General features: G+C 66.9%; 20 protein-coding genes. 11 read left to right on the top strand and 9 right to left on the bottom strand.

The window, feature by feature from the left end:
- The first annotated feature begins 2 nt into the window (after positions 1-2).
- The 6 genes from BLO63_RS05735 (at position 3) to BLO63_RS05710 (ending at position 6,138) form a co-directional block, all read left to right on the top strand.
- Positions 3-1,403, top strand: a complete 1,401-nt coding sequence (locus tag BLO63_RS05735; RefSeq protein WP_091437598.1) for an extracellular solute-binding protein — start codon at positions 3-5, stop codon at positions 1,401-1,403.
- A 156-nt stretch (positions 1,404-1,559) separates the two neighbouring features.
- Positions 1,560-2,483, top strand: coding sequence for a carbohydrate ABC transporter permease (locus BLO63_RS05730; protein WP_244517663.1), 924 nt, complete (start codon positions 1,560-1,562; stop codon positions 2,481-2,483).
- Between the two features lie 11 nt (positions 2,484-2,494).
- Positions 2,495-3,331 carry a carbohydrate ABC transporter permease gene (locus BLO63_RS05725; RefSeq protein ID WP_091437595.1) on the top strand — a complete coding sequence of 279 codons (837 nt, stop codon included), beginning with the start codon at positions 2,495-2,497 and terminating at the stop codon, positions 3,329-3,331.
- Positions 3,332-3,336: 5 nt separating this feature from the next.
- The gene (locus BLO63_RS05720; RefSeq protein WP_091438749.1) at positions 3,337-3,834 is read left to right on the top strand and encodes a hypothetical protein; all 498 of its coding nucleotides are present in this window, start codon (positions 3,337-3,339) and stop codon (positions 3,832-3,834) included.
- A gap of 25 nt (positions 3,835-3,859) precedes the next feature.
- Positions 3,860-5,422, top strand: coding sequence for a GMC family oxidoreductase (locus BLO63_RS05715; protein WP_091437594.1), 1,563 nt, complete (start codon positions 3,860-3,862; stop codon positions 5,420-5,422).
- Entirely contained in the window at positions 5,419-6,138 is a 720-nt protein-coding gene (locus BLO63_RS05710) for a phosphoribosyltransferase (RefSeq protein ID WP_091437591.1), read from the top strand. Before BLO63_RS05715 ends, BLO63_RS05710 begins: the two co-directional genes overlap by 4 nt.
- Before the next feature lie 7 nt (positions 6,139-6,145).
- On the opposite strand, the gene BLO63_RS05705 is transcribed toward BLO63_RS05710, so the two are convergent.
- Positions 6,146-8,440 carry a xanthine dehydrogenase family protein molybdopterin-binding subunit gene (locus tag BLO63_RS05705; protein WP_091437588.1) on the bottom strand — a complete coding sequence of 765 codons (2,295 nt, stop codon included), beginning with the start codon at positions 8,438-8,440 and terminating at the stop codon, positions 6,146-6,148.
- Positions 8,441-8,605: 165 nt separating this feature from the next.
- Here BLO63_RS05705 and BLO63_RS05700 point away from each other — a divergent pair, with 165 nt between their 5' ends.
- From BLO63_RS05700 to BLO63_RS05690, 3 genes are read left to right on the top strand one after another with little or no spacing between them, the layout of a single operon-like run.
- On the top strand, positions 8,606-11,020 hold the full coding sequence (locus BLO63_RS05700; RefSeq protein ID WP_091437585.1) for a xanthine dehydrogenase family protein molybdopterin-binding subunit: 2,415 nt from the start codon (positions 8,606-8,608) through the stop codon (positions 11,018-11,020).
- The gene (locus BLO63_RS05695; protein WP_091437583.1) at positions 11,017-11,844 is read left to right on the top strand and encodes an FAD binding domain-containing protein; all 828 of its coding nucleotides are present in this window, start codon (positions 11,017-11,019) and stop codon (positions 11,842-11,844) included. The genes BLO63_RS05700 and BLO63_RS05695 overlap by 4 nt, the downstream gene beginning before the upstream one ends.
- Positions 11,841-13,031: a xanthine dehydrogenase family Fe-S subunit gene (locus tag BLO63_RS05690; RefSeq protein ID WP_091437581.1), complete on the top strand. Its 1,191-nt coding sequence runs from the start codon at positions 11,841-11,843 to the stop codon at positions 13,029-13,031. Before BLO63_RS05695 ends, BLO63_RS05690 begins: the two co-directional genes overlap by 4 nt.
- A 27-nt stretch (positions 13,032-13,058) precedes the next feature.
- On the opposite strand, the gene BLO63_RS05685 is transcribed toward BLO63_RS05690, so the two are convergent.
- The 3 genes from BLO63_RS05685 to pxpB all read right to left on the bottom strand — a co-directional run bounded on the left by BLO63_RS05685 (position 13,059) and on the right by pxpB (position 15,717).
- Entirely contained in the window at positions 13,059-13,811 is a 753-nt protein-coding gene (locus tag BLO63_RS05685) for a GntR family transcriptional regulator (RefSeq protein WP_091437579.1), read from the bottom strand.
- Positions 13,812-13,918: 107 nt separating this feature from the next.
- Entirely contained in the window at positions 13,919-14,959 is a 1,041-nt protein-coding gene (locus tag BLO63_RS05680) for a 5-oxoprolinase subunit C family protein (RefSeq protein ID WP_091437569.1), read from the bottom strand.
- The gene (pxpB, locus tag BLO63_RS05675) at positions 14,956-15,717 is read right to left on the bottom strand and encodes a 5-oxoprolinase subunit PxpB (protein ID WP_091437567.1); all 762 of its coding nucleotides are present in this window, start codon (positions 15,715-15,717) and stop codon (positions 14,956-14,958) included. The genes BLO63_RS05680 and pxpB overlap by 4 nt, the downstream gene beginning before the upstream one ends.
- A 144-nt stretch (positions 15,718-15,861) precedes the next feature.
- On the opposite strand from pxpB, the gene BLO63_RS05670 reads away from it, so the two are divergent.
- Complete coding sequence (locus tag BLO63_RS05670) at positions 15,862-16,626, top strand: LamB/YcsF family protein (protein ID WP_091438746.1); 765 nt, start codon at positions 15,862-15,864, stop codon at positions 16,624-16,626.
- Between the two features lie 4 nt (positions 16,627-16,630).
- Complete coding sequence (cofH, locus tag BLO63_RS05665) at positions 16,631-19,072, top strand: 5-amino-6-(D-ribitylamino)uracil--L-tyrosine 4-hydroxyphenyl transferase CofH (RefSeq protein WP_091437566.1); 2,442 nt, start codon at positions 16,631-16,633, stop codon at positions 19,070-19,072.
- Between the two features lie 25 nt (positions 19,073-19,097).
- On the opposite strand, the gene BLO63_RS05660 is transcribed toward cofH, so the two are convergent.
- The 5 genes from BLO63_RS05660 to BLO63_RS05640 form a co-directional block, all read right to left on the bottom strand.
- On the bottom strand, positions 19,098-19,475 hold the full coding sequence (locus tag BLO63_RS05660) for a hypothetical protein (RefSeq protein ID WP_244517738.1): 378 nt from the start codon (positions 19,473-19,475) through the stop codon (positions 19,098-19,100).
- A gap of 126 nt (positions 19,476-19,601) precedes the next feature.
- Positions 19,602-20,546, bottom strand: a complete 945-nt coding sequence (locus tag BLO63_RS05655) for an LLM class flavin-dependent oxidoreductase (protein ID WP_091437563.1) — start codon at positions 20,544-20,546, stop codon at positions 19,602-19,604.
- A 31-nt stretch (positions 20,547-20,577) separates the two neighbouring features.
- Positions 20,578-21,375 (bottom strand): CoA-transferase subunit beta, encoded by a 798-nt coding sequence (locus BLO63_RS05650; protein ID WP_091437562.1) that lies wholly within the window; start codon positions 21,373-21,375, stop codon positions 20,578-20,580.
- Positions 21,365-22,321, bottom strand: a complete 957-nt coding sequence (locus BLO63_RS05645; RefSeq protein WP_091437560.1) for a CoA transferase subunit A — start codon at positions 22,319-22,321, stop codon at positions 21,365-21,367. The genes BLO63_RS05650 and BLO63_RS05645 overlap by 11 nt, the downstream gene beginning before the upstream one ends.
- 9 nt (positions 22,322-22,330) lie before the next feature.
- The gene (locus tag BLO63_RS05640) at positions 22,331-23,827 is read right to left on the bottom strand and encodes a pyridoxal-phosphate dependent enzyme (protein WP_091437558.1); all 1,497 of its coding nucleotides are present in this window, start codon (positions 23,825-23,827) and stop codon (positions 22,331-22,333) included.
- Positions 23,828-23,926: the final 99 nt, after the last annotated feature.

The raw sequence follows: 23,926 nt of genomic DNA, 5'->3' as shown, positions 1-23,926 counted from the left end.
CGATGAAGAGCAGGTTCTGGTGTTTCGCCGCCGCCTTGGCGGCCTCCACGGTGCTGATGGCGCCGCTTGTGCCGGCGCAGGCGGACGACACGTCCTTCTATGCCGAGGCGGCCAAGCCCTATAAGGGCAGCACGATCCGCGTGCTCGACGAGATCACGCCGCTGCAGGAAACTCTGTCCAAGATCGTCCCGGACTTTGAGAAAGAGACCGGGATCAAGGTGGAGTGGGAACTGCTCAACCATTTCGAGGTCATCAACAAGGGCCAGGCCGACATGCTGTCCGGCCGTGGCTATTACGACGCCATCATGCTGCACGGCTTTCAGCTCGGCCCGATGATCTCGGCCGGGGTGATCCGCGAGCTGAATGATTTCGTTGCCGATCCGAAGCTCGCCAACCCCAACCTCAATTCGGCGGACTTCATCCAGAACCCGTTCAAGACGGCGGCCTTTGTCGGCGAAAAGCAGTATTCCTTCATCAACTGGAACTACAACCAGATTTACTGGGCGCGCGCCGACCTGCTGAACGATCCCGGCGAGAAGGAAGCGTTCAAGGCCAAGTATGGCTATGAGCTGGCGCCGGCCGCCACCATCGAGCAGATGCGCGACATCGCCGAATTCTTCACCCGAAAGAAGGGCGCGATGCTCGCCGGCAAGCCGCTGGAGAGCGATTTCTACGGGATCGTGCTTGAGGGTATCAAGGGCGGCTCGACCTTCCCGACGCTGTGGAACAATTTCGTCAAGAACTATGGCGGCAACCTGATCGACGCCGCCGGCAAGCCGGACTTCGACAGCCCGCAGACCGTCGCCGCGCTGAAGATGTGGCACGAGCTCTGGACCTTCGCCCCGCCCGGCATCGCTGAATATTCGCTGGTCGACGTGCCGACCGTGATGGGCAATGGCATCGCCGCGCAGTCCATCGCCTGGTCGGACTTCGTGCTCGGCATCGACAAGCCCGGCGTCTCGCCGCTCGCCGGCAAGTTCGTCTACGGCCCGATCCCGATCAAGGCCGGCTCGACGGAGCGCTACGCCGAGGCCGAGCCGTCGGTCACCGTCATCAGCGCCGCCTCCAAGAATCCCGAGGCCACCTTCATCTTCCTGCAGTGGCTTGCCGACAAGAAGCAGCAGGACAAGCTGATCGCCCTCGGCTCCGGCGGTGTGCCGATCCGCGAATCCTCCTGGGCGCTGCCGGCGATCACCGGCTCGGCCAACAAGACGCTGTATGTGGCGATGAAGGCGACCCTCGACGTGGCCGAGGCCAAGCCGAAGATGCCGAAATTCTACGAGATCTACGACGTGATGAGCGGCGTCGCGCAGGAAGTCGGCCTTGGCCGGATCTCGCCGGAAGAGGGCGCGAAGAAGGGCCAGGCGGAACTCCTAAAGCTCTGCACCAGCTGCCTGCTGTGAACGGCCTGGCTTGATCGATTGAACTGAACAGGATCGGCTCCCTCTCCCCCATGGGGGAGAGGGATGGAGCGAGGGGCTCGCCGCTCCCTCCAGATGCCGCGGCCTCGCTTCGCGGGCGGGGCAATGCGTGCCGAAACCCGGAGAACGGACCTATCCATGGCAAGCGCAAGCGACACGATCACCCCAGCGGAGGGCGTCATTCGGGCGCCGCGCGAGCGGCTCTGGTACCCCTACCTTCTCATCGCGCCGTCGATGATCATGCTGGTCGTGGTCTCGCTCGTGCCGTTCCTCTACACGATCTATCTGAGCTTCCACGCCGCCAAGTTCGGCCGCGTGACCGACTTTGTCGGCTTCGACAATTACGCGGTGCTGCTCACCGATCCGCGCTTCTGGAACTCCATCGGCGTCGCCGCCACTTTCGTGCTGATCGCGGTGCCGGTGGAATTCATGCTCGGGCTGGCCGGCGCGCTGGTGCTGAACCAGAATGTGCGCGGGCGTTCCCTTCTGGTGCCGCTGCTGTTCATGCCGACCATGATGGCGCCGATCGTGGTCGGGCTGCTGTGGAAGATCATGCTGGCCGGCTCTTGGGGGTTTTTCTCCTACAATGTGCTGGAACGCTTCAATCTGCTTGAGGGGACTTCGGTCTTCGCCTCGCCCGAATACGCCCTCTATGCGCTGATCTTTGTCGATATCTGGCAGTGGACGCCCTTCATGATGCTGGCCTTCTTTGCCGGCCTGCAGGCGCTGCCCACGGGTCCCTATCGGGCGGCGGCGGTGGATGGCGCGAGCCCGTTGCAGATGTTCTTCCACATCACCCTGCCGATGATGACACCGCTGCTGGCGGTCATCGGGCTGCTGCGCTTCATCGACGCCTTCAAGGTGTTCGACACCATCTACATCCTCACCGGCGGCGGCCCGGGCATTGCCACCGAGACGCCCTCCATCCTCGCCAACAAGATGACGTTCGAGTTCTGGAACATCGGCGAGGCCTCGGCGCTCGCAGTGCTGGTGTGGCTCGCCTTCTTTGCCTTCTGCAATGTCTTCTACCAGGTCGCCAAGAAGCGCCTGAACGCCTTCTGAGGAACCCCGCCATGGCCGAAGCACAAAGCCGCCCCGAAGGCTCGACGGCACTGCTCTGGACCAGCATCACGGTCGTCTACGCCGCCATCATGCTGTTTCCCATCTTCTGGATGGCGTCGATGATGGTGAAGCCGAACGACGCCATGTTCGCACGGCCGACGCAGTTTCTGTTCGTGCCGACGCTGGAGCATTTCAGCTACGTGCTTGAGCACGGCTTCCACTGGTACCTTTTGACCTCGTTCCTTCTGTGCACGGTGTCCACCGCACTGGTGGTCATCATCGGCACGCCGGCCGCCTATGCTTTTGCCCGCTTCGAGATGCGCGCGAAGGATGACCTGTTTCTATTCATCCTCGCCTCGCGCATGGCCCCGCCAGTGTGTCTCGTCATTCCCTTCTACCTGATCTTCGCCAAGGTCGGCCTGCTCGACACCTTCCTCGGGCTGACGCTGGCCTATATGACCTTCAACCTGTCTTTCTACATCTGGGTGCTGCGCTCCTTCTGCCGCGATTTGCCGGTGGAACTGGAGGAGGCGGCGGCGCTGGAAGGCTGGTCGAAGCCGCAGATCTTCCGCCGCGTGGTGTTCCCGCTGCTGCGCAACGGCATCGTCGCCACGGCCGTGCTGTGCTTCATCTTCGCCTGGAACGAGTTCCTGTTCGCCTTCATGCTCGGCGGACGTGCGGTGCAGACGCTACCCGTGTCCATTCCCAAGCTCATCACCTCGCAGGGCGTGCGCTGGGGCGAGATGGCGGTGGTCGGCATGACGGCGCTGCTGCCCGTCCTCGCAGTGGTCTTTGTCTTGCAACGTCACATCGTGCGCGGCCTCACCCTCGGCGCGGTGAAGGGATGATCGGAATGAACGGGATCAACGCTTACAAGGATCCGAAGCTGCCGCCACCGATCGAGGTCGCGGACGGACCGGAATGGGTCGAGGCGCTGACGATCCTCGACCGCGACGTGGCGCATACGCTCCTCGCCGCCGCCCGCACCCTCTATCCACATGACGGGCTGCCCGAGCGGGTCTATCGCCGCGTCATCCTGCATTTCGACCGAATGGCGTCACACTCGCCCGCCGCCGCGCAGTCCTTCGCCGAATTCGTCGACCGCGCGGACGCGACGATGCCATTGCCCTTCCGCGAACTGTCAGAGAGCTACCGGGTGGCGGTGCTGAAGGAGATGGAGACCAGCGCGGCCTTCCGGCTGGTCCAGCGCTCCACCGTCCGCTTCCTCTATGACGATGTCGAGGTCTGGCAGGCCTTCGGCTATGAGGGCGCCTCGGTGCATCTCGGCGGGTATGTGGCGCGCGGCTTCAACGATCTCGACTGGCTGCCGGAACCTCCGGCCGGCGTCTGATTCCGCTCACAGCAAGGGTGCCAGGATGACACAGTATGAACTCGACGATGCCGGCGTCGTCGTCATCATCGGTTCCGGTGCGGGCGGCGGCACGCTGGCGCATGAGTTGACCCGCCGCGGCGTCGATGTGGTGCTGCTGGAAGCCGGCAAGCATCTGACTGCCGAGGATTTCGTCAATGACGAATGGGGCGGCTACGAGATGCTGTCCTGGCTCGACAAGCGCACGGCGTCGGGCGACTGGCGCGTCGCCCGCGACCATCCGCTGACGCCGAGCTGGAGCTGCCAGGTGGTCGGCGGCACCACCACGCACTGGTCCGGCTGCTGCTACCGCCTGATCGCCGACGAGATGCGCGCCCGTACCGTTTATGGCGACATTCCCGGCGCCAGCCTGATCGACTGGCCGCTCACGCTGGACGAACTGGAGCCCTATTACCACCTCGCCGAGGCCAAGATGGGCGTGACCCGCACCAATGGCCTGCCCGGTCTGCCGGCGAACAACAATTTCAAGGTGATGTATGCGGGGGCCACGGCGCTGGGGCTGAACGCCTCGACAGGACGGCAGGCGATCAACCCCATCCCCTATGACGGTCGCCCGGCGACGATCCAGGACGGATTCACCGTCACGGGCGACAAGGTGGGCTCGCGCTGGTCGACGCTGAATGTCGAGATTCCGCGCGCCCTCGCCACCGGAAAGCTGGAGCTGCGCCCGCAAAGCCGAGCGGTTTTCATCGAGCACGATGCGGCCGGCAAGGCGTCAGGCGTGGTCTATGTGGACGCGGCCGGCACGCGTCACCGGCAGAGGGCGCGGGCGGTGGTGCTGGCGGGCAATTGCGTGGAAAGCTCCCGCCTGCTGCTGCACTCCGCCAGCGGGATGTTCGCGCATGGGCTGGCGAATGGCCACGGCAATGTCGGACGCTATTATCTGCGCCACATCATCCAGACCGTCTGGTCGGTGTTCGACAAGCCGGTGAACATGCACCGCGGCGAGATCATGACCGGCATGGTCGATGATTTCGTTCGCCATGACCCCGCGCGCGGCTTTGCCGGCGGCTATTATGTCGAGCTGAACTCCATGGGGCTGCCGACCACCGCCGCCTTCCTCGATCCGGGCTGGTGGGGGCGCGATTTTGCCGGCGTCATCGAGCAATACGCGCATATGGCCGGCATGCTGCTTTCCGGCGAGGACATGCCGCAGGCCGGCAACCGCATCACGCTGACCGATGAGCTCGACGCCTTCGGCGTGCCGGTCGCCAACATCCATTATGACGAGCACCCCAACGATTTGAAGATGCGCAGCCATGGCTACAAGACCATGACCGCCATCCATCAGGCGGCGGGGGCAAAGCGCTCCATCGAGGCGCCGGCCTATCCCGCCAGCCACAATCTCGGCTCCAACCGCATGAGCGCGAAAGCCGAGGACGGCGTCCTCGACGGGCAAGGCCGCGCCCATGAGGTGCCGAACCTGTTCATCGCCGATGGCAGCGCCTTTGCTACCGGCGGCGCCTGCAACCCGACGCTGACCATCGTCGCGCTGGCGATCCGGCAGGCCGATTTCATGACACGCCAGATGGCGGCCGGCGCGCTGTGAGCGAGGACTTCACCGAACCGACGCTGGCCTATTGGCAGGAACTGGCCAACGAGCCTCCCGCGCGCTTTTCCTTCACCCCGCCGCATCGCCATGGCTATCCGGTGCGGCTGGCGGACGGGCAGGTTCTCGTTCTGCCGCTGCGCCGCCTGCCCGATGGCGTCCACGCCGCCGCCTCACTGATTGCCAACCAGGCCTCGCATGCGGTGGTGAGCTCTCTGGCCGATGCGATGGCGCAGGAGGCGCGGGCGCTCCAGGCGGACTGCGTCGTCGGTCTGCCGACGCTCGGCCTCTCCTTTGCCGCCCTCGTGGCGGAGCGGCTGGGGCAGCCGCGCTACGTTCCGCTCGGCTACTCCAAAAAGTTCTGGTACCGCGACGACCTCTCAGAACCCGTATCCTCCATCACCAGTCCGGAGGCAGGCAAGCACCTGCGGCTCGACCCCAACCTGCTGCCGCTGGTCGAGGCGCGCCGCGTGCTGCTGGTGGACGACGCGATCTCGACCGGAGCGACCGCACGCGCCGCCGGCCGCCTGCTGGAGAGGGCCGGCGCGAGCCTTGCCGGCATGGTGGTGGCGATGAAGCAGACCAACCGTTGGGTAGCCCCGATGGAAGGCATGCTGGCTCCCGAGCAGGTGCGCGCCGCCTATGGCTGCCCGCTGTTCACCCTGCGCGCGGACGGATGGTGGCCAGTCGACGCGACCTTGCCGGACCTGCCCTGAGTGCCCGTCACCCCTTTGTCTGCGCCTCTCGTATTGCCTCCCATACCCGCGCGGGGGTGAGGGGCATGTCGAGATGGGTGATGCCCAGCGGGGCCAGGGCATCCACCACTGCATTGACGAGGGCGGGCGGCGCGCCGATGGCGCCGGCTTCCCCGGCGCCCTTGATGCCCAGCGGGTTGGTCGTGCAGGGCACGTTGTGGGTCGAGACATCGAAGAAGGGCAGGTCGTCGGCGCGCGGCAGGCCGTAATCCATGAACGAGCCCGAGAGCAGCTGGCCGCTATCGGGATCGTAGACCGTGCGCTCTATCATCGCCTGGCCGATGCCTTGGGCGATGCCGCCATGCACCTGCCCGCTGAGCACCAGCGGATTGAGCGTGCGGCCGAAATCGTCGACCACCGTGTAGCGTTCCACCGTGATGTGCCCGGTCTCCGGGTCAACCGCGACCTCGCAGACATGGGCACCGTTCGGGAAGGTGCCGGCCAACTGCTCGAAATCGCCGACGCCTTCCAGCCCGCCCACCTGCGCGGCAACCTCCAGCAGCCCGACATGACGGTTTGTGCCGGGCACCCGGAAGATGCCGGCATCGAACTCCAGCTCGCGCTCGTCGACGGCGAGAATATGCGCGGCCTCCCGGCTCGCCTTGCCCAGAATCGCCCCGGTGGCGAGGCGCAGGGCGCCGCCGCCATGCACCATGGAGCGGGAGGCCACCGTGCCGCCGGCGGAGGGCAGCGGTTGGTCGGTGTCGCCCGTCTTCACCGCGATGCGCGAAGGGTCGATGCCCAGCGCTTCGGCGGTCATCTGCACATAGGTGGTCTCATGTCCTTGTCCGGTCGACTGGGTGCCGACATGGACGACGACACTGCCGTCAGTGCCGATCTGCACCACGGCGCCCTCGTTGCCCGGCACGCCGGTGCGCTCGATGTAATAGCCTAGGCCTATGCCGCGCAGAAGGCCGTCGCCTCTATCGCGCCGGGCTGAAAAGCCCTCCCAGTCCGCCGCCCCAAGGCCCGCCCTCATCACGCTGGCGAAGTCGCCGGAATCGTAGACGACGCCGGTCGCGGTGCGGTGGGGCATAGCCTCGGGCGCGATCATGTTGATCTCGCGCAGCGCGATCGGGCTCAGGCCGATCTCCCGCGCCGCCTTGTCGACCAAACGCTCGATGAGATAGGCGGCCTCCGGGCGGCCGGCGCCGCGATAGGCGTCCATCGGCGCGTTGTTGGTGTAGGCGATGCGAACATCGGTGGCGACGGACGGAATGACATAGACACCGGGTGCCATGGGCGGGCCGGAGAGGGTTGGGCAGTAGACGCCGAAGGCGGAGAGCGCGCCGCCGGCGCTCGCCAGCGTCTCCACCTTCAAGGCGGTGAAGCGGGAGTCGGCATCCAGCCCCAGCGTGGCACGGGAGAGATTATCGCGCCCCTGCGTGTCGGAGAGAAAGGCCTCGGCACGGCTCGATTGCCAGCGTACCGGGCGGCCCAGCTTGCGCGCGGCATAAAGCACGAGCGCTTGTTCGGGATAGGGAATGGCCTTCATACCAAAGCCGCCGCCGACATCCGGGGTGATGACGCGCAGCTTTGCCGCCGGCAGGCCGAACACGCCCTCGAACATGAAGTCGCGGATCATGTGGCTGCCCTGGCTGCCGGAAACCAGGGTGAACTGCCCGCTCTGGCCGTCATAAAGGCCGATGGCGTTGCGCGGCTCCATCGAGGCGACGACGATGCGGTTATTGACGAGCTCCAACTCCACCACCCGGGTGGAGGCCTGGAGCGCGGCGTCCACCGCCGCGCTGTCGCCGAGCTGCCAGTGCAAGGCGAGATTGCCGGCGGCTTCGTCGAACAGCAGGGGCGCGCCGTCCGCCAGCGCCGCCTCCGGCTCGACCACGGCGGGCAGGTCGGAGATGTCGAGCTCAACGGCCTCGGCGGCCTCGATGGCGGCACGCGCGGTTTCCGCCACCACGAAGGCGACCGGCTCGCCGAGATAGCGCACCTTGCCGGCGGCCAGCAGTGTGTGCGCGGGCAGAGGCATACGCCCGCCCTCCGCGTGATCCAGCACGATGACGACGGGGAGGGCGCCGATCCCGTCATTGGCGAGGTCTTGCGCGGTGTAGACGTCCAGTACGCCGGGCATCGCGCGGGCGGACGCGGTGTCGACGCCGTTGATCACTCCGTGGGCGAGAGGGGAGCGCACCACGCAGGCGAACGCCTCGCCCTCAAAGCGGTGGTCGTCGGTGAAGCGGCCGGTGCCGGTGATGAAGCGCAGATCCTCCACCCGGCGAAACGGCTGGCCAACCCCGAATTTCATGGCTTTCCCTTTCGGCTTCCGATCAGAGTGGCGCGCAACGAAGCAGTCTCATAGCTGCATCTTTTCTAATCATTCTATCTATGTAAAGATAAGCACATATCGCACGATAGTGTCGATAATCGAATGAGATAGTATTTTGCGGGAGTGGTCCCGCGGGAGTTGCTTATGGTCGCCCAAGGGCAGGATGGCGAGCGTTCCGGCGGTGCAAAGGCGCATAAGGGCGTCGGCGCCTCGGTTCGCCGCAAGGAGGATGCCCGCCTGCTGGCCGGGCGCGGGCGCTTCATCGGCGACATGCGATTTCCGGGCCAGCTGGAAGCGGCTTTCCTGCGCTCGTCGCTGGCCCATGCGCGCATTAAGGCAGTGCATATTCCGGCGCATCTGGAAGGGCGCGCCTTCGTCCATGCCGACATGGCGGGTGTGAAGGACATTCTGGCAAAGACCGGGCTGCCGGGCTTTCGCGTCTCCGCCCAGCCCTCGCTGGCGAGCGGCAAGGTAAGGTTCGTCGGCGAGCCGGTGGTGATGGTGCTGGCGGAAAACAGGGCGCTTGCCGAGGATCTGTGCGAGGAAATCGAGGTCGAGTACGAGGAGCTGCCGGCCAATGTCGACATGCTGCGCGCCGCCAAGGACGGCGCCGCGCTGATCCATGAGGACTGGGCGGAAAACGTGTTCCTCGTCTCCTCGACCGAGAAGAATTTCGACGAGACGCTCAAGGGCGCGCCGATTCAGGTGACGCGCGAGGTGCGCACCAGCCGGCAGTGCATGGCTCCGCTGGAGGGCAAGGGCTGCATCGCCCTGTTCGACCGCACGGTCGAGCAGCTTACCTTGTGGACCTCCACCCAGATGCCGCACATCGTGCGCTCGGGCTTAGCCGAATGCCTCGGGCTCGACACCCGCAAGATCCGCGTGGTGGCGCCCGATGTCGGCGGCGGCTTCGGCTGGAAGGGGCTGCTGCAGCCCGAGGAAGTCTGCTGTGCCTGGGCGTCGCTGAGGCTCGACCGGCCGGTGAAATGGCTGGAGGACCGCCGAGAGCATCTCATCGCCGCCGCCAATTGCCGCGAGCATCACTATGTGATGACGGCCTATGCCGACACCGAAGGCCGCCTACTCGGGCTGGAGGCGCAGGCACATGTCGATGCCGGCGCCTATTCGGTCTATCCCTTCTCCGCCTGTCTTGAGGGCGCGCAGGTGGTGTCGAACCTGCCGGGGCCTTACAATCTGCCGGCCTATCGCTGCCGCACCTATTCCGTCTGCTCCAACAAGCCGCCGATCGTGCCGTATCGCGGCGTGGCGCGCACCGGCGTGTGCACGGCGATGGAGCTGATGATCGATGCGGTGGCGCGCGCGGCCGGGCTGGAGCCCTATGAGGTGCGCCAGCGAAATCTGGTGCGCCCTGACCAGATGCCGTTCACTTCGATCACCGGCAAGGATTTCGACATGGGCGACTATCCCGAAAGCCTGCGACGGGCTTTCGCGATGATCGACCATCAGGGGGTTCGCGCCCGCCAGCAGGCGGCGGAGGCGGACGGGCGGCGCATCGGGCTCGGCTATGCCGTCTATTGCGAGCAGGGCGCCCATGGCACGTCGGTCTATCATGGCTGGGGCATTCCGATGGTCCCCGGTATCGAATCCTGCGGCGCCCGGCTTACCCCTGATGGCACGCTGGAAGTCCGGATCGGCAGCCAGAGCCATGGCCAGTCGATGGAGACGACGCTGGCGCAGGTGGCTTGCGAAGTGCTGGGCATCGACCCCGAGCTCGTCAATGTGGTCCATGGCGACACCGCCATGACGCCCTATTCGACCGGCACCTGGGGCTCGCGCTCGGCCGTCATGGCCGGCGGAGCGGTGGCGAGCGCCTGCGAGCGGCTGGCCGGCCGTATTGCCCGGATCGGGGCGCATCTGTTGCAGGCGCCGCTTGAGGCCGTGACGGTCCGCGACGCCCAGGTGATCGGCCCGCAGGGGTCGGTCAGCTTCCGGGAGGTGGCGGCAACCTGGTATCTCGCGCCGCAGAACCTGCCCGCCGACATCGACCCGGACGGGCTGGACCTCGTCGCCGGCTACCGCCCGACCGTCGACACGGGCACTTTTTCCTATGCCGCCCATGCCTGCGTCGTGGCGGTGGCACCGGAGACGGGGGAGGTGGAGATCCTTGACTACGTCATCGTCGAGGATGGCGGTGTGCTGCTCAACCCGATGGTGGTGGACGGCCAGATCTATGGCGGCACCGCGCAGGGCATCGGCACAGCGCTTTATGAGGAGATGATCTATGATGGTCACGGCCAGCCGCTGGCCTCGACGCTGGCGGACTACCTCCTGCCCGGCGCAGGCGAGATGCCGGATGTGTGCATCGCTCACATGGAAACGCCGTCGCCCAATACGCGCTTCGGCCAGAAGGGCATAGGCGAGGGCGGTGCCATTGCCCCACCGGCGGCGATCGGCAATGCGATCAACGACGCGCTGGCCGGGCTCGGCGCTGAGATGACCGTCTCGCCGATGACGCCGCGCCGGGTGCGCGACGCGGTCGAGGCGGCGCGACAGAAGGCGTCAGCGGAAAGCCGATCAGTGGGAGGGTTCGCGTCGTGAAGGCCGCGCGGTTCGACTATCTGCGCCCGGTCGATTGTGCCGGTGCCATTGCCGCGCTCGAGGATGCCAGCGCCCGGCCGATGGCCGGCGGGCAGAGCCTCGGCCCAATGCTCAATCTCCGCCTCTCCCGGCCGGGTTGCGTGGTCGACATTTCCCGCCTGCCCGAGCTGCGGCGGGTCGAGGAACGCCCGGACGGGATCCTTTACGGCGCCGGACTGACCCATGCCGAGTTTGAGGACGGCGCCGTGGCGGACCCGACGCCCGGTTTTCTCGCGCGTATTGCCCATGGCATCGCCTATCGCGCTGTGCGCAATCGCGGCACCATCGGTGGCAGCCTTGCCCACGCCGATCCTGCCGCCGACTGGCCGACGACGCTCGCCGCTCTTGGCGCCCGGGTGCATCTCGCCGGACCGGCTGGAACACGGGAGCTGCCGGTCGAGGCGTTCATCCTCGGCGCCTTCGAGACGGCGCTTGCGCCCGGCGAGATCATCGCCGGGATATTCGTCCCGCGCCGCTCGGCGAGGGCACGCTTCGGCTATCGCAAGTCCTGCCGCAAGGTCGGCGAGTTCGCCGAAGCGATGTGCGCGGTGCTGGTCGACCCGGAAGGCGATGTTCAGCGTCTCGCCATCGGCGCCACGGAGGCGCGGCAGCTGGTGATCGCCGAGGCCGGCACTGCCATCAATTCCCCCGAGGTCGTCGACGACATTCTCCGCGCGGCCGGCCTTGCCGCCGATCCGGCCACATTCCGCTTGCGCCGCGAGGTTGTACGGCAAGCGATTGCCGCGCTGGCAACGAAAAGCCAGCCTGAAGGTCAGCCCGCATGAAGCCGATCCGCCTTTCCGTCAACGGCCGCGACATCGAGGTCGAGGTCGAGCCGCGCCAGCATCTCGCCGATTTCGTGCGCGAGGAATTGCTGCTCACCGGTACGCATCTGGGGTGCGAGCATGGTGTATGTGGGGCGTGTACCGTGCTGATCGACGGCGCTCCCGCCCGTGCCTGCATCGCCTTTCCCGTCGCGCTTGATGGTGCCGCCATTACAACGGTGGAAGGGTTGGCGGACGATCCCGTTGCCGCCCGCCTGCGCGAGGCCTTCATGGCGGAGCATGGGCTGCAGTGCGGCTTCTGCACGCCGGGGATGCTCATCATGGCGCGCGACATCGTGCTGCGGCGCCCTGGTGCGGATGATGCGGCCATCCGTCATGAACTGGCGGGAAATCTGTGCCGTTGCACCGGCTATATCGGCATCATCCGCGCCGTCCGGGCGGTGGCGGCCGAGCGGGCCAAGGCCGGCGAGGCGGCGGTGGTGACGCGCAGCGGGGCGGTCGCTCCCCCGCTCCACATCTCGCCGCTGACCTTGCCGGTGGCTCCGGCGCGGCTTCCGGACGGGCAGGATGCGCGCCCCGGCCGAAGCGAGGACAAGCCGGCCGCCGGCGCGGGTTTCGTGCCGGAACCTTTGCGCAATCCGGTGGAGTTGGTGCAGGACTTCGAGGTGCCGGCGAGCCGGGCACAGGTCTGGGCGCTGTTCCAGGATCCGGCACAGGTAATCGCCTGCCTGCCGGGCGCGCGGCTGACGGCACCGAGCGACGGGCGCAGGGTGAACGCGGAAATGCTGGTGAAGCTCGGGCCGATCCAGGCCGCCTTTGGCGGCACAGGAGTGATCGCTGCCGATCCGGCGAACTGGACCGGGACGATCGAAGGCGGCGGTGTCGATCGGCGCAGCGCGACGCGGGTTCAGGCGCGGCTGGTCTATGGTCTCGATGAACTGCCGGGAGCGGCGGCGACGCGGGTTCGGGTGGAGGTGGCCTATGTGCTGCAGGGCCCGCTCGCGCAGATGAGCCGTGGAGCGCTCGCGCGCGATCTGGCCGCGCGCCTGACGGCGGCGTTTGCGACCAATCTGACCGCCCTGCTGCGGGGCGAGACCGCCCCGGCGCAGCCTGCCCCGCTCGATGCCGGGTCGCTGCTGTTCTCGCTGGTGAAGGACTGGCTCAGGCGCCTGTTTCGGCGGGCCTGAGGGCCCGGCAGACTCGCCTGTCGATATTCAGCCCAGCAGGTCGATGTCGAGCTGCACGCAGTCGCCGCGATAGACGATATCGGCGACATAGATCACCACGTCGTTCTCGTCGGTGATGACCAGATGGGCCTCGACGGTGGGGAAGCCGATCCCGGTGGCGAGCAGGTTCGCCACGCGGGGCTCCACCGTGCCGACGATGAAGGACTGCCGGGCGCGCTTCACCTTCAGCCCCTCCAGCGAGGCGACCACGGCGATGGTCGGCTCGCGGTCGAAGCGGGCGGGGGCGAGTTCATACAGCGCCGCGTCGAAATGCACCCGGGCGAAGGAATAAGGCTGGCCGCGGCGGGACTGCACGCTTTCCAGATAGCGGTAGCGCGTGGCCGGAGTGCCGTCTTCCGGCCGAATCGTCGGCGGGGCGGGCGGCGTCGCCACGGGCAGGAAGCGCGGAATATTGGCGCCGATCGTGCCGGCCAGCGAGTGCCATTTCAGGTCCAGCTTCAGCCAGCGCTTATCCTCGACCGAGGCGGAGACGAAGGTGCCCTTGCCCTGAATGCGGCGCACCAGCCCCTCGCCCTGCAGCACCTCCACCGCCTGGCGCACCGTGACGCGCGCCACCTGGAACTCGGCTTCGAGTTCCTGCAGCGTCGAGATCTTCTCATTCGGCCCCCACACGCCGTCCTCGATGCGGCGGCGGATGACGCCGGCGATCTGCAGATAGCGCGGCACCGGGCTGCGGCGGTAATCGGGATTGACCGTCGCGGCGGGAGAATCCTTGAGCATGGTCGTATCGGTCCGCTCGCGCCGCCTCGATCGGCGGCCTCTCGTAAGGGAAGAATCGGCGAAGTCGTTCTATCTTCGGTATCATGAAATCCTATTCGCCGGGCGGGTTAGCTGCTTTCCAGTGCGGTGACAACGCCCGAGATGAGATTCGCCTGGTAGAGCGCCGCCTCATCAATGCGTGCGCCCTCGCGCACCGGAACCAACGAGGCGACCAAGCGTGCGATGTCCGCCTCCCGCGCGCGACGGGCCTCTTCTCCCTCGGCAACCGTGACCGCCCGGAAGTGGACGAGCCCTCCCGGCATCAGGCCACCTGCGAGCGGCAGATCGGCCGAAATAACGGTGGCGATCTTGGCGTAGCCGCCGATGGTCTGATGGTCGGCGAGCAACAGGATGGGCAGGCCGGAGCCCGGCACCTGGATCGCCCCGGTGGCGATGCCGTCGGAGACGATGTCGGCGCCGTGCCGGAACGCGAGCGGCGGGCCTTCCAGTCGCATCCCCATGCGGTCGGCCTCGCGCGAGATGCGATAGGGCGTGGCGAAGAAGGCGGCCACCGCCTCATCGGTAAAGGCATCGGCCTGCGGGCCGGGAACCGCGCGCAACGTGACCTCGCCGGCGACGCGCGGGGGCGAGGGGAGTTCGAGGCAAGGTCCCTGCGCTTTCCCCTTGCCGAGGAGCAGCCGGTCGCCCGAAGCCAGCGCGCGGCCTTCATGCCCGCCGAAACGGCCCTTGAGATCGGTGGAGCGCGAGCACAGCACGGGCGGCGTGTCGACGCCGCCGGCAAAGGCCAGCACCGCGCAGCCGGAGCCTGCGAGCGCGCCCACCCGCACCTGTGCCCCCTCGGGCACGTCGATGGCGCGCCAGGCCCCATAGCGCCGCGTCTCGTCGCCGAGCGTAACCTCAATGCGCGCCTGCGCCCCCGCCAGCGCCAGCCTTGCCGGTCCGCCGACGACCTCGAAGGCCGGACCGGCAAGGCGGATCTCCAGCCCTGCCTGTCCCGCCTCATTGCCAACCAGGGCATTGGCGAGCCGGAGCGCCGTTCCGTCCAGCGCGCCGCAGACCGGCACGCCATAGGCCTGGAATCCGTGGCGGCCAAGGTCCTGGACGGTTGTTTGCGGGCCGGGCTGCAGGATGTGCAGGCGGGCGGTCATGCCGATCCACCTTCCAGTTCGGATTCATAGCGGCCCCGGGCGACGGCCTCGGCGATTGCGGCATGCGCTCGGGCATCCACCGGCACGAATCGCACCCCGTCACCCGGCGCGAACAGGGTCGGCGGCGACTGCGCCGGATCGAAGAAGCGCAGCGGTGTTTGCCCGATGAGGTGCCAGCCTCCCGGCGATTCGACGGGGTAGATGCCGCTCATGCGCTGGGCGATGGCGACCGAGCCCGGCGGTACGCGCACGCGCGGGCTGGTCCGGCGCGGAAGGTCGAGCACCTCCGGCAGGTCGCCGAGATAGGCAAATCCCGGCAGGAAGCCCTGCACATAGACCCGGTAGAGCGTGCCGGCATGGAGGGCGATCACCTCCGCTTCGCTCAGCCCCGTCGCGGCAGCCACTTCGGTGAGATCCGGGCCCGCCTCGCCGCCATAGAGCACGGGAATCCGCCAGATGCGTGGGGGCGCCTGCCCGGCCTCGTCCTCCAGTTCCAGGCCACCGATGAACCTTTGCAGCGCCTGCGCGCTGGTGGAGAGGGGATCATAATGAACCAGCAGCGAGCGGAAGCTCGGAACGGTTTCCACCAGCCCCTCCGGCCGGGCCTCGGTCAGGAGGGCGGCGGTGCGGTGGACCAGTGCATTGATCCCCGGATCGATGCGGTCGCCGAATTCGACGGCGAAGGCGGAGTCGCCCACGGGCAGGAAGCGTGCCCGGGCGTCGATCCGCCTGGCCGTCATCGCCTCTGCGTCCACCATCCCCGCCTCCCCAGCCACCTCGCGCCTTGCCGCTGTCTGGCAATCATACTAATGTTAGTACGTTTCGACTTGAAATGCATGATTATATAATGTGTTAATGTCAACAGGACCTAGGGTGTCGGGAGGCTGGCCGTGGCGAAGCGCATGAATATCAACGCCGATATGGGCGAGGGCTACGGCCATTATGACATCGGCAATGACGACGCGATCCTGAAGATCGTCAAGAGTGTCAATGTTGCCTGCGGCCAGCATGCCGGCGATGCCACGGTCATGCGCGACGTGTGCCTCAAGGCCAAGGCGAACGGCGTCTCGGTGGGGGCCCATCCGGGCTTCAACGACGTCTGGGGCTTTGGTCGCCGGCAGATCCGGATGAATGCCGACGATCTCGAATATCTCGTCGCCTATCAGCTCGGCGCGCTCGCTGGCATGGCCGCCTATGCGGGCGTGAAGGTGACGCATGTGAAGCCGCATGGCGCCCTCAACAACATGTGCGCGGTCGACAAGGATTATGCGCGCGCCGTCGGCCGCGCCATCAAGGTGGTCGACCCCTCGCTCTATTACCTCGCTTTGTCGGGCACCGAGATGGAGAAGGCGGCGATCGATCTCGGCGTGCCGCTGTCACGGGAAGCCTTCATCGACCGGCTCTACGAGGATGATGGCAACCTGCGCTCGCGCGTACATGCGGATTCGATGATCCGCGATCCCAAAGTGGCGTCGGAGCGTGTCGTGCGCATGGTGCTGGATGGCGAGATCATCTCGGTGAACGGCAAGAAGATGCCGACCAGGTTCGATTCGCTCTGCGTGCACGGCGACGAGCCGAGCGCCATCGCGGTGGCATCCGCCTGCTGCGAGGCGCTGCGGGCGGCCGGCGTCGAGCTTGTCACCCTGCCCGAGATGATGGCGGGCTGAACCGATGAGCGGCGCGCGGGGAGAGGCGGTGGTGCTTCCGGGCGGGCGCCTCGACGAGGCGGCCGCCCTTGCGCTCTCGGACAACACCGATCTCGTGGGGCTGATGGCGCGTGCGGCGCGGCGGCGCGATGCCGGTTTCGGCGGCACCGTCACCGTCTCGCGAAAAGTGTTCATCCCGCTGACCCAGCTCTGCCGGGATGTCTGCCACTACTGCACCTTCGCTCATCCGCCCCGCAGGGGACAGCGCGCCTTCCTCACCCCCGGCGAGGTGCTGGAGATTGCCCGCGCCGGCGCGCGGATGGGCTGCGACGAAGCGCTGTTCACGCTCGGCGACAAGCCGGAGCGGCGTTACGCCTTGGCGCGCGAGGAGCTGGCGGCCCTCGGCCATGCCAGCACGCTGTCCTATCTGCGCGCCATGGCGGCGCTGGTGCTGGAGGAGACCGGCCTGTTGCCCCACCTCAATGCCGGGGTGATGGACGAGGCGGAACTGGCGAGCCTGCGCGACGTGTCGGCCTCCCAGGGGCTGATGATCGAGGCCACCGCCGAGCGGCTGTCCGCCCGGGGCGGCCCGCATTTCGGCTCGCCGGACAAGCTGCCGGCCGTGCGTCTTGCCACGCTGGAGGCGGCGGGCCGGGCGCGGGTGCCCTTCACCACCGGCATCCTGATCGGGATCGGCGAGACGCGCCGCGAACGCATCGAGGCGCTGCTCGCCATCCGCGCCGCGCATGAGCGGCACGGGCATGTGCAGGAAGTCATCATCCAGAATTTCCGCGCCAAGGCCGGCACCCGAATGGCGAGTGCGCCGGAGCCCTCGTTGGAGGAGCATCTGTGGACCGTTGCGGTCGCCCGGCTCATCCTCGGGTCGGATGTCTCGATTCAGGCGCCGCCTAATCTCCAGCCGGAGGGGTTGAAAGCGCTGATCGAGGCCGGCATCAATGATTGGGGCGGCGTGTCGCCGGTGACGCCGGACCATGTGAACCCGGAGGCGCCCTGGCCGGCGCTGGCGGCTCTTGGGGCGGCGACCGCCCGCGCGGGCAAGGTGCTCGCGCCCCGTCTCGCCATCTATCCCGGCCATATCGCCGACCGGGCGACGTGGCTCGATGCCCGCGTCGCCCCTCATGTGCTGCGCCGCGCCGATGCGGCCGGTCTCGCGCAAGAGAGCGGCTGGCGGGTTGGGATGGCGGGCGAGGGTGCGGAAGTGGTCGAATGGCCGGCCGCACCGGCGCTTGCCGGGCCGGACCACGGGCTCGATGCCGTCCTCGACCGCGCCTTCGCCGGGCGGGAACTGAACGAGGCGGAGATCGCCCGCCTGTTCGACGCGCGCGGCCACCGTGCCCGCCGGGTCTTCGAGGCCGCCAATGCGCTGCGCCGGGAGACGGTGGGCGACACCGTCTCCTACGTCGTCACCCGCAACATCAACTATACTAATGTCTGCGCCTATAAATGCGGCTTCTGCGCCTTCTCCAAGGGCCGGCAGAACCAGCATCTGCGCGGCAGGGCCTATGAGCTCGACCTGGCCGAGATCCAGCGCCGCACGCGGGAGGCCTGGGCGCGCGGCGCCACGGAAGTCTGCATGCAGGGCGGCATCCACCCGGATTTCTCCGGTGAGACCTATCTCGCCATCCTGCGCGCGGTGAAGGAGGCGGTGCCTGCGATGCATGTGCACGCCTTCTCGGCGCTGGAAGTGCGCCACGGCGCGGCGACGCTCGGCTTGCCGGTACCGGAATTCCTGCTGCGGCTGAAGGAGGCGGGCCTCGGCAGCCTGCCCGGCACGGCGGCGGAAATCCTCGACGATGAGGTGCGCGCGCTCATCTGCCCGGACAAGCTGACCACGCAGGAATGGCTGGAAACGGTGGGCGACGCCCATCGCGGCGGGCTCAAGACCACCTCGACCATCATGTTTGGTCATGTCGACACTTACGCGCACTGGGCGCGCCACCTGCTGCGCCTGCGCCGCCTGCAGGCCGAGACCGGCGGCATCACCGAATTCGTGCCGCTGCCCTTCCTGCACATGGAGGCGCCGCTGTACCTGAAGGGCGGCACCCGGCAGGGGCCGAGCCGGCGCGAGGCCCTGCTGATGCATGCGGTGGGGCGGCTGGCGCTGCATCCGCTCATTCCCAACGTGCAGGCCTCCTGGGTCAAGCTGGGCGCTGGGGGGCTGGTCGAGGCGCTGAAGGCGGGTGCCAACGACATTGGCGGAACGCTGATGGATGAATCGATCAGTCGCGCCGCCGGCGGGGCGCATGGGCAGGAGTTTTCGCCCGACCGAATGGAGGCGGCGATCGGCGCCGCCGGCCGGCTCGCCCGCCAGCGCACCACGCTCTACGCCGATGCTCCCTCGCGGCAGAAGCAGCGCTCCTACGCCGCCGAGCCGCTGAGCCCCCGGGTGGAGCCGGCGGCCGGGAAGTTCGCGCGGATAGGAAGTCTTGCCGTGCGGCGGGGCTAAACCGTCCGCGAGGCCGTGGGCGGGATCAGTAGGGGATGAAGGGGCCGCCCCACGGACCGTAGTCGAACGCCATCTGCTGGTTCATCATGGCGGTCATCTGCTGTTCGCTGGCGAGCTGCTGCTGGAACACCATCTGCTGATAGGCCGCGAAATTGTCCTGCGTGCCGTAATAGATGCAGCCGCACACCGTCGGGTCGGCATAGAGAAACACCGGCTGGCCGTTCTGATTCTGAACGGTGAACTTATGAGGCGGCAGGCTCTGCAGCGAGGCGATCTTTGCCGGTGTATCGGCGAGGCGGATCTGGAAACCGGCGGCGGAGAGCATGTTCTCCTTCTGCTGGGTCGCCGTCACGCAGGCGGCGGTCGTAACGCCGATGAGCGTCAGTGCCGCGATCGCAGACATCTTCACGGTAGCGTCTCCTGAACGGTTGGCAGTTCCTGGATGGCGCACCGTATCAGGAGGGAAAAGCGAGTCGAGCGGCGCCTCGATTCGTCGTAAACGCCTGAGCACGGCTCGCAGAGTCGCCCTTCACTTCCGCAATAGCGGCAGTACCTCATGGGCGAGCAGGTCGACCTGCTCTTTCTCATAGCGCCACGGTACGAAGACGATCTTCTTTACGCCCGTCGCGACATGGGCGGCGATCTGCTCGGCGCATTCGGCCGGCGTGCCGACAATGGCGCTGTCGAAGCTGGACAGCGAGCCCTTGGACAGGTCCCATTCGGCATGCAGCCATTCCTGCATCTTGGGCATGCCGACCTCACGCGGGCCGACATAGATCGGCAACTGGTTGAGGCTGTACAACTCGGCCGGGTCGCGGCCGGCCTCTTCCGCATAGGCGGAGATCTTGCCCCAGGCCTCGGAGTAGGAGTCTGGCGTGTAGAAATAGGTCAGCCAGCCGTCGCCCCTGGTGGCGGCGCGCTTGAGAACCACATCGACATAGCCGCCAATGAGGATGGGCGGGTGCGGCTTCTGCACCGGCTTGGGGAACATCACCGCGTTGCGCAGGTTCAGTTCGTCCCATTCGCCACTGACGGAATCCTCGGTCCACAGACGCTTCAGAATGTCGAGGTTGCGGTCCATGATCTTGCCGCGCCGCTCATAGGGAATGCCGACGGCGTCGAATTCGCGCTTGTACCAGCCCACCGCCGCGCCGAGCATCAGGCGACCGTTCGAGATCAGGTCGATGGTGGAAAGCTGCTTGGCGAGGATGACCGGGTTGCGCAGTGGCAGCACGAGCACGCCGGTGCCGATCTTGATCGTCTTGGTGCGGGCGGCCACCGCCGTCAGCAGGGAGAGCGAATCGAGGATCGGAAAATGCGGGTCGGTGCCGAGCAGGATGTGGTCCCACACCCACAGGGACTCGAAGCCGAGCTCCTCCATCCGCACGCCGTAGTCGATCAGCGCCCCCGCGTCCGGAAGCTCCGGGAAACGGGTGAAGTTGCGCATCGCCACGCCGAAGGCCGGCACACTCATGATCGTCTCCAAGCTTCCGGATGGCGGCACTTCAGGCCGTGTAGAGCTGTTCGGGATCGAGTTCGCGAAGGATGGCGAGCTCGTTCGGGGTCGGTGCAGGCGTGACCTCGACATCGTCGGGCACCGGCAGCTCGAAGCCGGTATTGGCCTTGATGTCGGCCGCCGAGACGCCGGGGTGGAGCGCCAGCACCGTCATGGCGCGGCTTTCCGCCTCGAAGCCGAGAATGCCGAGATCAGTCACCACCCGGAACATGCCGCCGGCGGGCAGGCCGGCCTGGGCCCGCGTGTCGCCGCCGTCGAGAAAACCGGGTGAGGTGATGAAATCCACCTTCTCCACGAAGCGGCGTTTCTCATGCTTCATGGCGACGATCATGTCGGCGAGCGAGGCGATGTCGTTGCCGCCGCCGGTGCCGGGCAGGCGGATCTTCGGGTTCTCGGCATCGCCGATGAAGGAGGAATTCAGATTGCCGAAACGGTCGATCTGCGCGCCGCCCATGAAGCCGACATCGACATAGCCGCGCTGCAGCAGCAGCAGCACCTCGGTGATCGACACCAGCATGTTGGCGCGGCGCGAGCAGCGCTGCTCATTGGTGGAGGGCGGCAGCTTGCCCGCTTCCACAAACGGCCCGATCACTCCGCCCTCGAACAGAATGGTAAGGCCCGGTGCATGCGTCTTCTGGGCGAGAATCGCGGCCAGAAGCGGAATGCCGACGCCGGCGAACACGGTCTGCCCATCCTTGAGCAGTCGGGCGCTCATCACCGCGAGCAGTTCGGAGCCGGTATAGGCCGGTGCGACGGAGAGGCTGATGCGGGCGCGTTCAGTCGTCATAGATGCCACTCCCGCGGCGCTGGGCATCGAGCAGTTCCGCCATGCCGATGCGGCTGAGGTAGTCGGCCCAGTTTTTCGGCTCGTGATAGAAGCGGTCGAGATAGGCCTTGGCGCCGGTATCTGCGTCCCTTGCCGTCATCTGCGCATAGAGGTCCATGTGGGTGTAGAACGGCTCGTAGAGGCCGTAGCATTCATGCGGCGCGCAACCGAAAGGCACCTCGACCACCGCATCCACCGTGAAGAAGCCAATCTTGGTCTGGTCCGGATGCCGGCGGATCTGCTCGTTGGAGACTATGCGCTCGGTGGTGAGGATCACCTTGTTGGCCGCCATCGCCATGTCGATATCCATGAAGGTCAGCCCGTCGATCTGGGCGTTGCCATAGGCGTCGCAGCGCTGGACATGGATGATCGCGACCTCAGGGTTCAGCGCCGGCACCAGCAGCAACGTCTCGCCGGTGAAGGGGCATTCCATCGTCTTGGCGCCCTCAGTGCGGTCCAGCACGCCCGAGCCGAGCATTGAGCGCATCGGCATGAAGGGCACGCCCATGGCCCCGGCGCGGTAGCGCAGGCCCATCGCCATGTGGCTCCATTCCTCGAAGCGGGCGCGCTTGGACTCGGTATAGGCGCGCATCACCTTGGACACGCCCCACACGATGCCCTGGCTGAACCATGAGGTGATGATGTGGCGGGAGACGCCCGAGGCGTAGAGCAGGTCGCCCTCGGTGGAGACGATGGAGCGCGAGACTTCGAGGTCGCGCTTGCCGGCGCGGATCAGCGCCCAGATCATTGCCATCGGCGTGCGCGAGGCGGTGCAGCCGCCAATGGCGAGGCTGTCGCCATCCGCCACCAGGGCTGCCGCCTCTTCCAGTGACATCACCTTGTCGCGCAGGCTGCGGTCGCGCGCGCGGGTCTTCTGGCGCAGGTCGAGATAGGAGGGAATGCTCACATGTCTCTCCTACGCCGCTTGCACATTGCCGATGTCGCGATTCATGCGGGTGATCAACTCGTCAAAGACGTCGAGATGGGTCCGCAGCCCGCGCCAGAAACTCTGGTTCCGGCGCCGCTCGAAATCCTCGACGCTGATTCCCTGCTGCTCGACCCAGGTGTAGTAGCCGAGGTTGAACACGCGCTGGCGGTCGCGGTGATCGAGCTCCAGCACATGGTCGGCGCCGGCGCCGAGCAGATGCTGGCCAAAGGCCTCCGCCGCATCGATCTGGTCGTAGCGGCCGCCTTTCTTGGTGAGGTGGGCGGCGAGTTCGCTCGGGTACAGCTCGGAGCCGTCAGTGGCGATGGTGAGGATGACGTCCTCCACGCCGAGGTCGAGCCGGCGCGCGGTCTTGATGGCCGCGAGCACATTGCCGATGCCTGATAGCCCGAGCGCGGCGAGGCCGGCCAGTGTCGCCGTGTCCACCCCGCGCCGCTCTGCGAGATAGGCGCGTCCGGCCGGGGTTCCGAACAGCAAAGCGAGATCGTCCGAGGCGGCATCGGAGACGCCGGCGACAATGTCGGTATTGGTGACGTTGTGGATGAGGGGAACGTGCTTGTCGCCGATGCCCTGGATGTTGTGCTCGCCAAAGCCGTTATAGAGCAGGGTCGGGCACTCCACCGGCTCCATGGCGACGATGCGGGCCCCATATGTCTCCTTGAGGTGGTCTCCCGCCCCCAGCGTGCCGGCCGAGCCGGTGCCGGCGACGAAGGCCGCCAGCCGCAGCCCGGGCGCGCCCGCGCTCAACGCCTCGAACAGTGCCCCGGCGGCCGCGCCGGTGACGGCATAATGGCCGAGGTAGTTCGGGAACTCCGAGAACTGGTTGAGGATGAAGTTGCTTTCGTCCTTCGCCATCACCGCGCAGGCGTCGTAGATTTCCTTCACATTCGATTCCGTGCCCGGCGTGCGCACGATATCGGCGGGGTCGGTGACCCATTTCTCCAGCCAGTTGAAGCGCTCAGCGCTCATCCCGCCCGGCAGCACGGCAACGCCGTGGCAGCCGAGAATGCGCGAGATAGCGACGCCGCCCCGGCAGTAATTGCCTGTGGAAGGCCATACGGCGCGGTGATGGGTGGGATCGAACGTGCCGGTGACGAGGCGCGGGGCCAGGCACGCATAGGCCGCCAGCACCTTGTGCGCCTGGATCATCGGGAAATGCCGGCCGAGCATCACCACGATTCGCGCCGGAACGCCGGTAATGGAACTCGGCAGCTCGATATGCGCCGGCACAGTGCGGCCAGCGAGCGTTGCCGCCTCGTTGAACCAGTGCAGGCCAAACAGATTTCGCGCGTCCGGGGCGTTCCTGTCTGCGGCCTCGGCCAAGGCGCGCGCGCCGGAGGGCATTGTCGCCGGCGCCGCCAGTTCGGAGAAGCGCGGCAACACGATGCCGCGCGCGCGCAGATGCGCGACAGTGCGTTGGTAGGTCGAGGCATCGGCGACGGCGGAGGGCAGATCGAACGGGTTCATGCGTTTCCTGCGAGGCGGCGAGCGAGGGTCGGCGACGCGACGAGTTTATATGATACTAATGATAGAACCATTGGTGCAAATTATTCTTATATCTCCGCG

Source organism: Ancylobacter rudongensis, from assembly GCF_900100155.1.
Taxonomy (GTDB): Bacteria; Pseudomonadota; Alphaproteobacteria; order Rhizobiales; family Xanthobacteraceae; genus Ancylobacter; species Ancylobacter rudongensis.
This window is presented reverse-complemented; position numbering and strand designations above follow the sequence as displayed.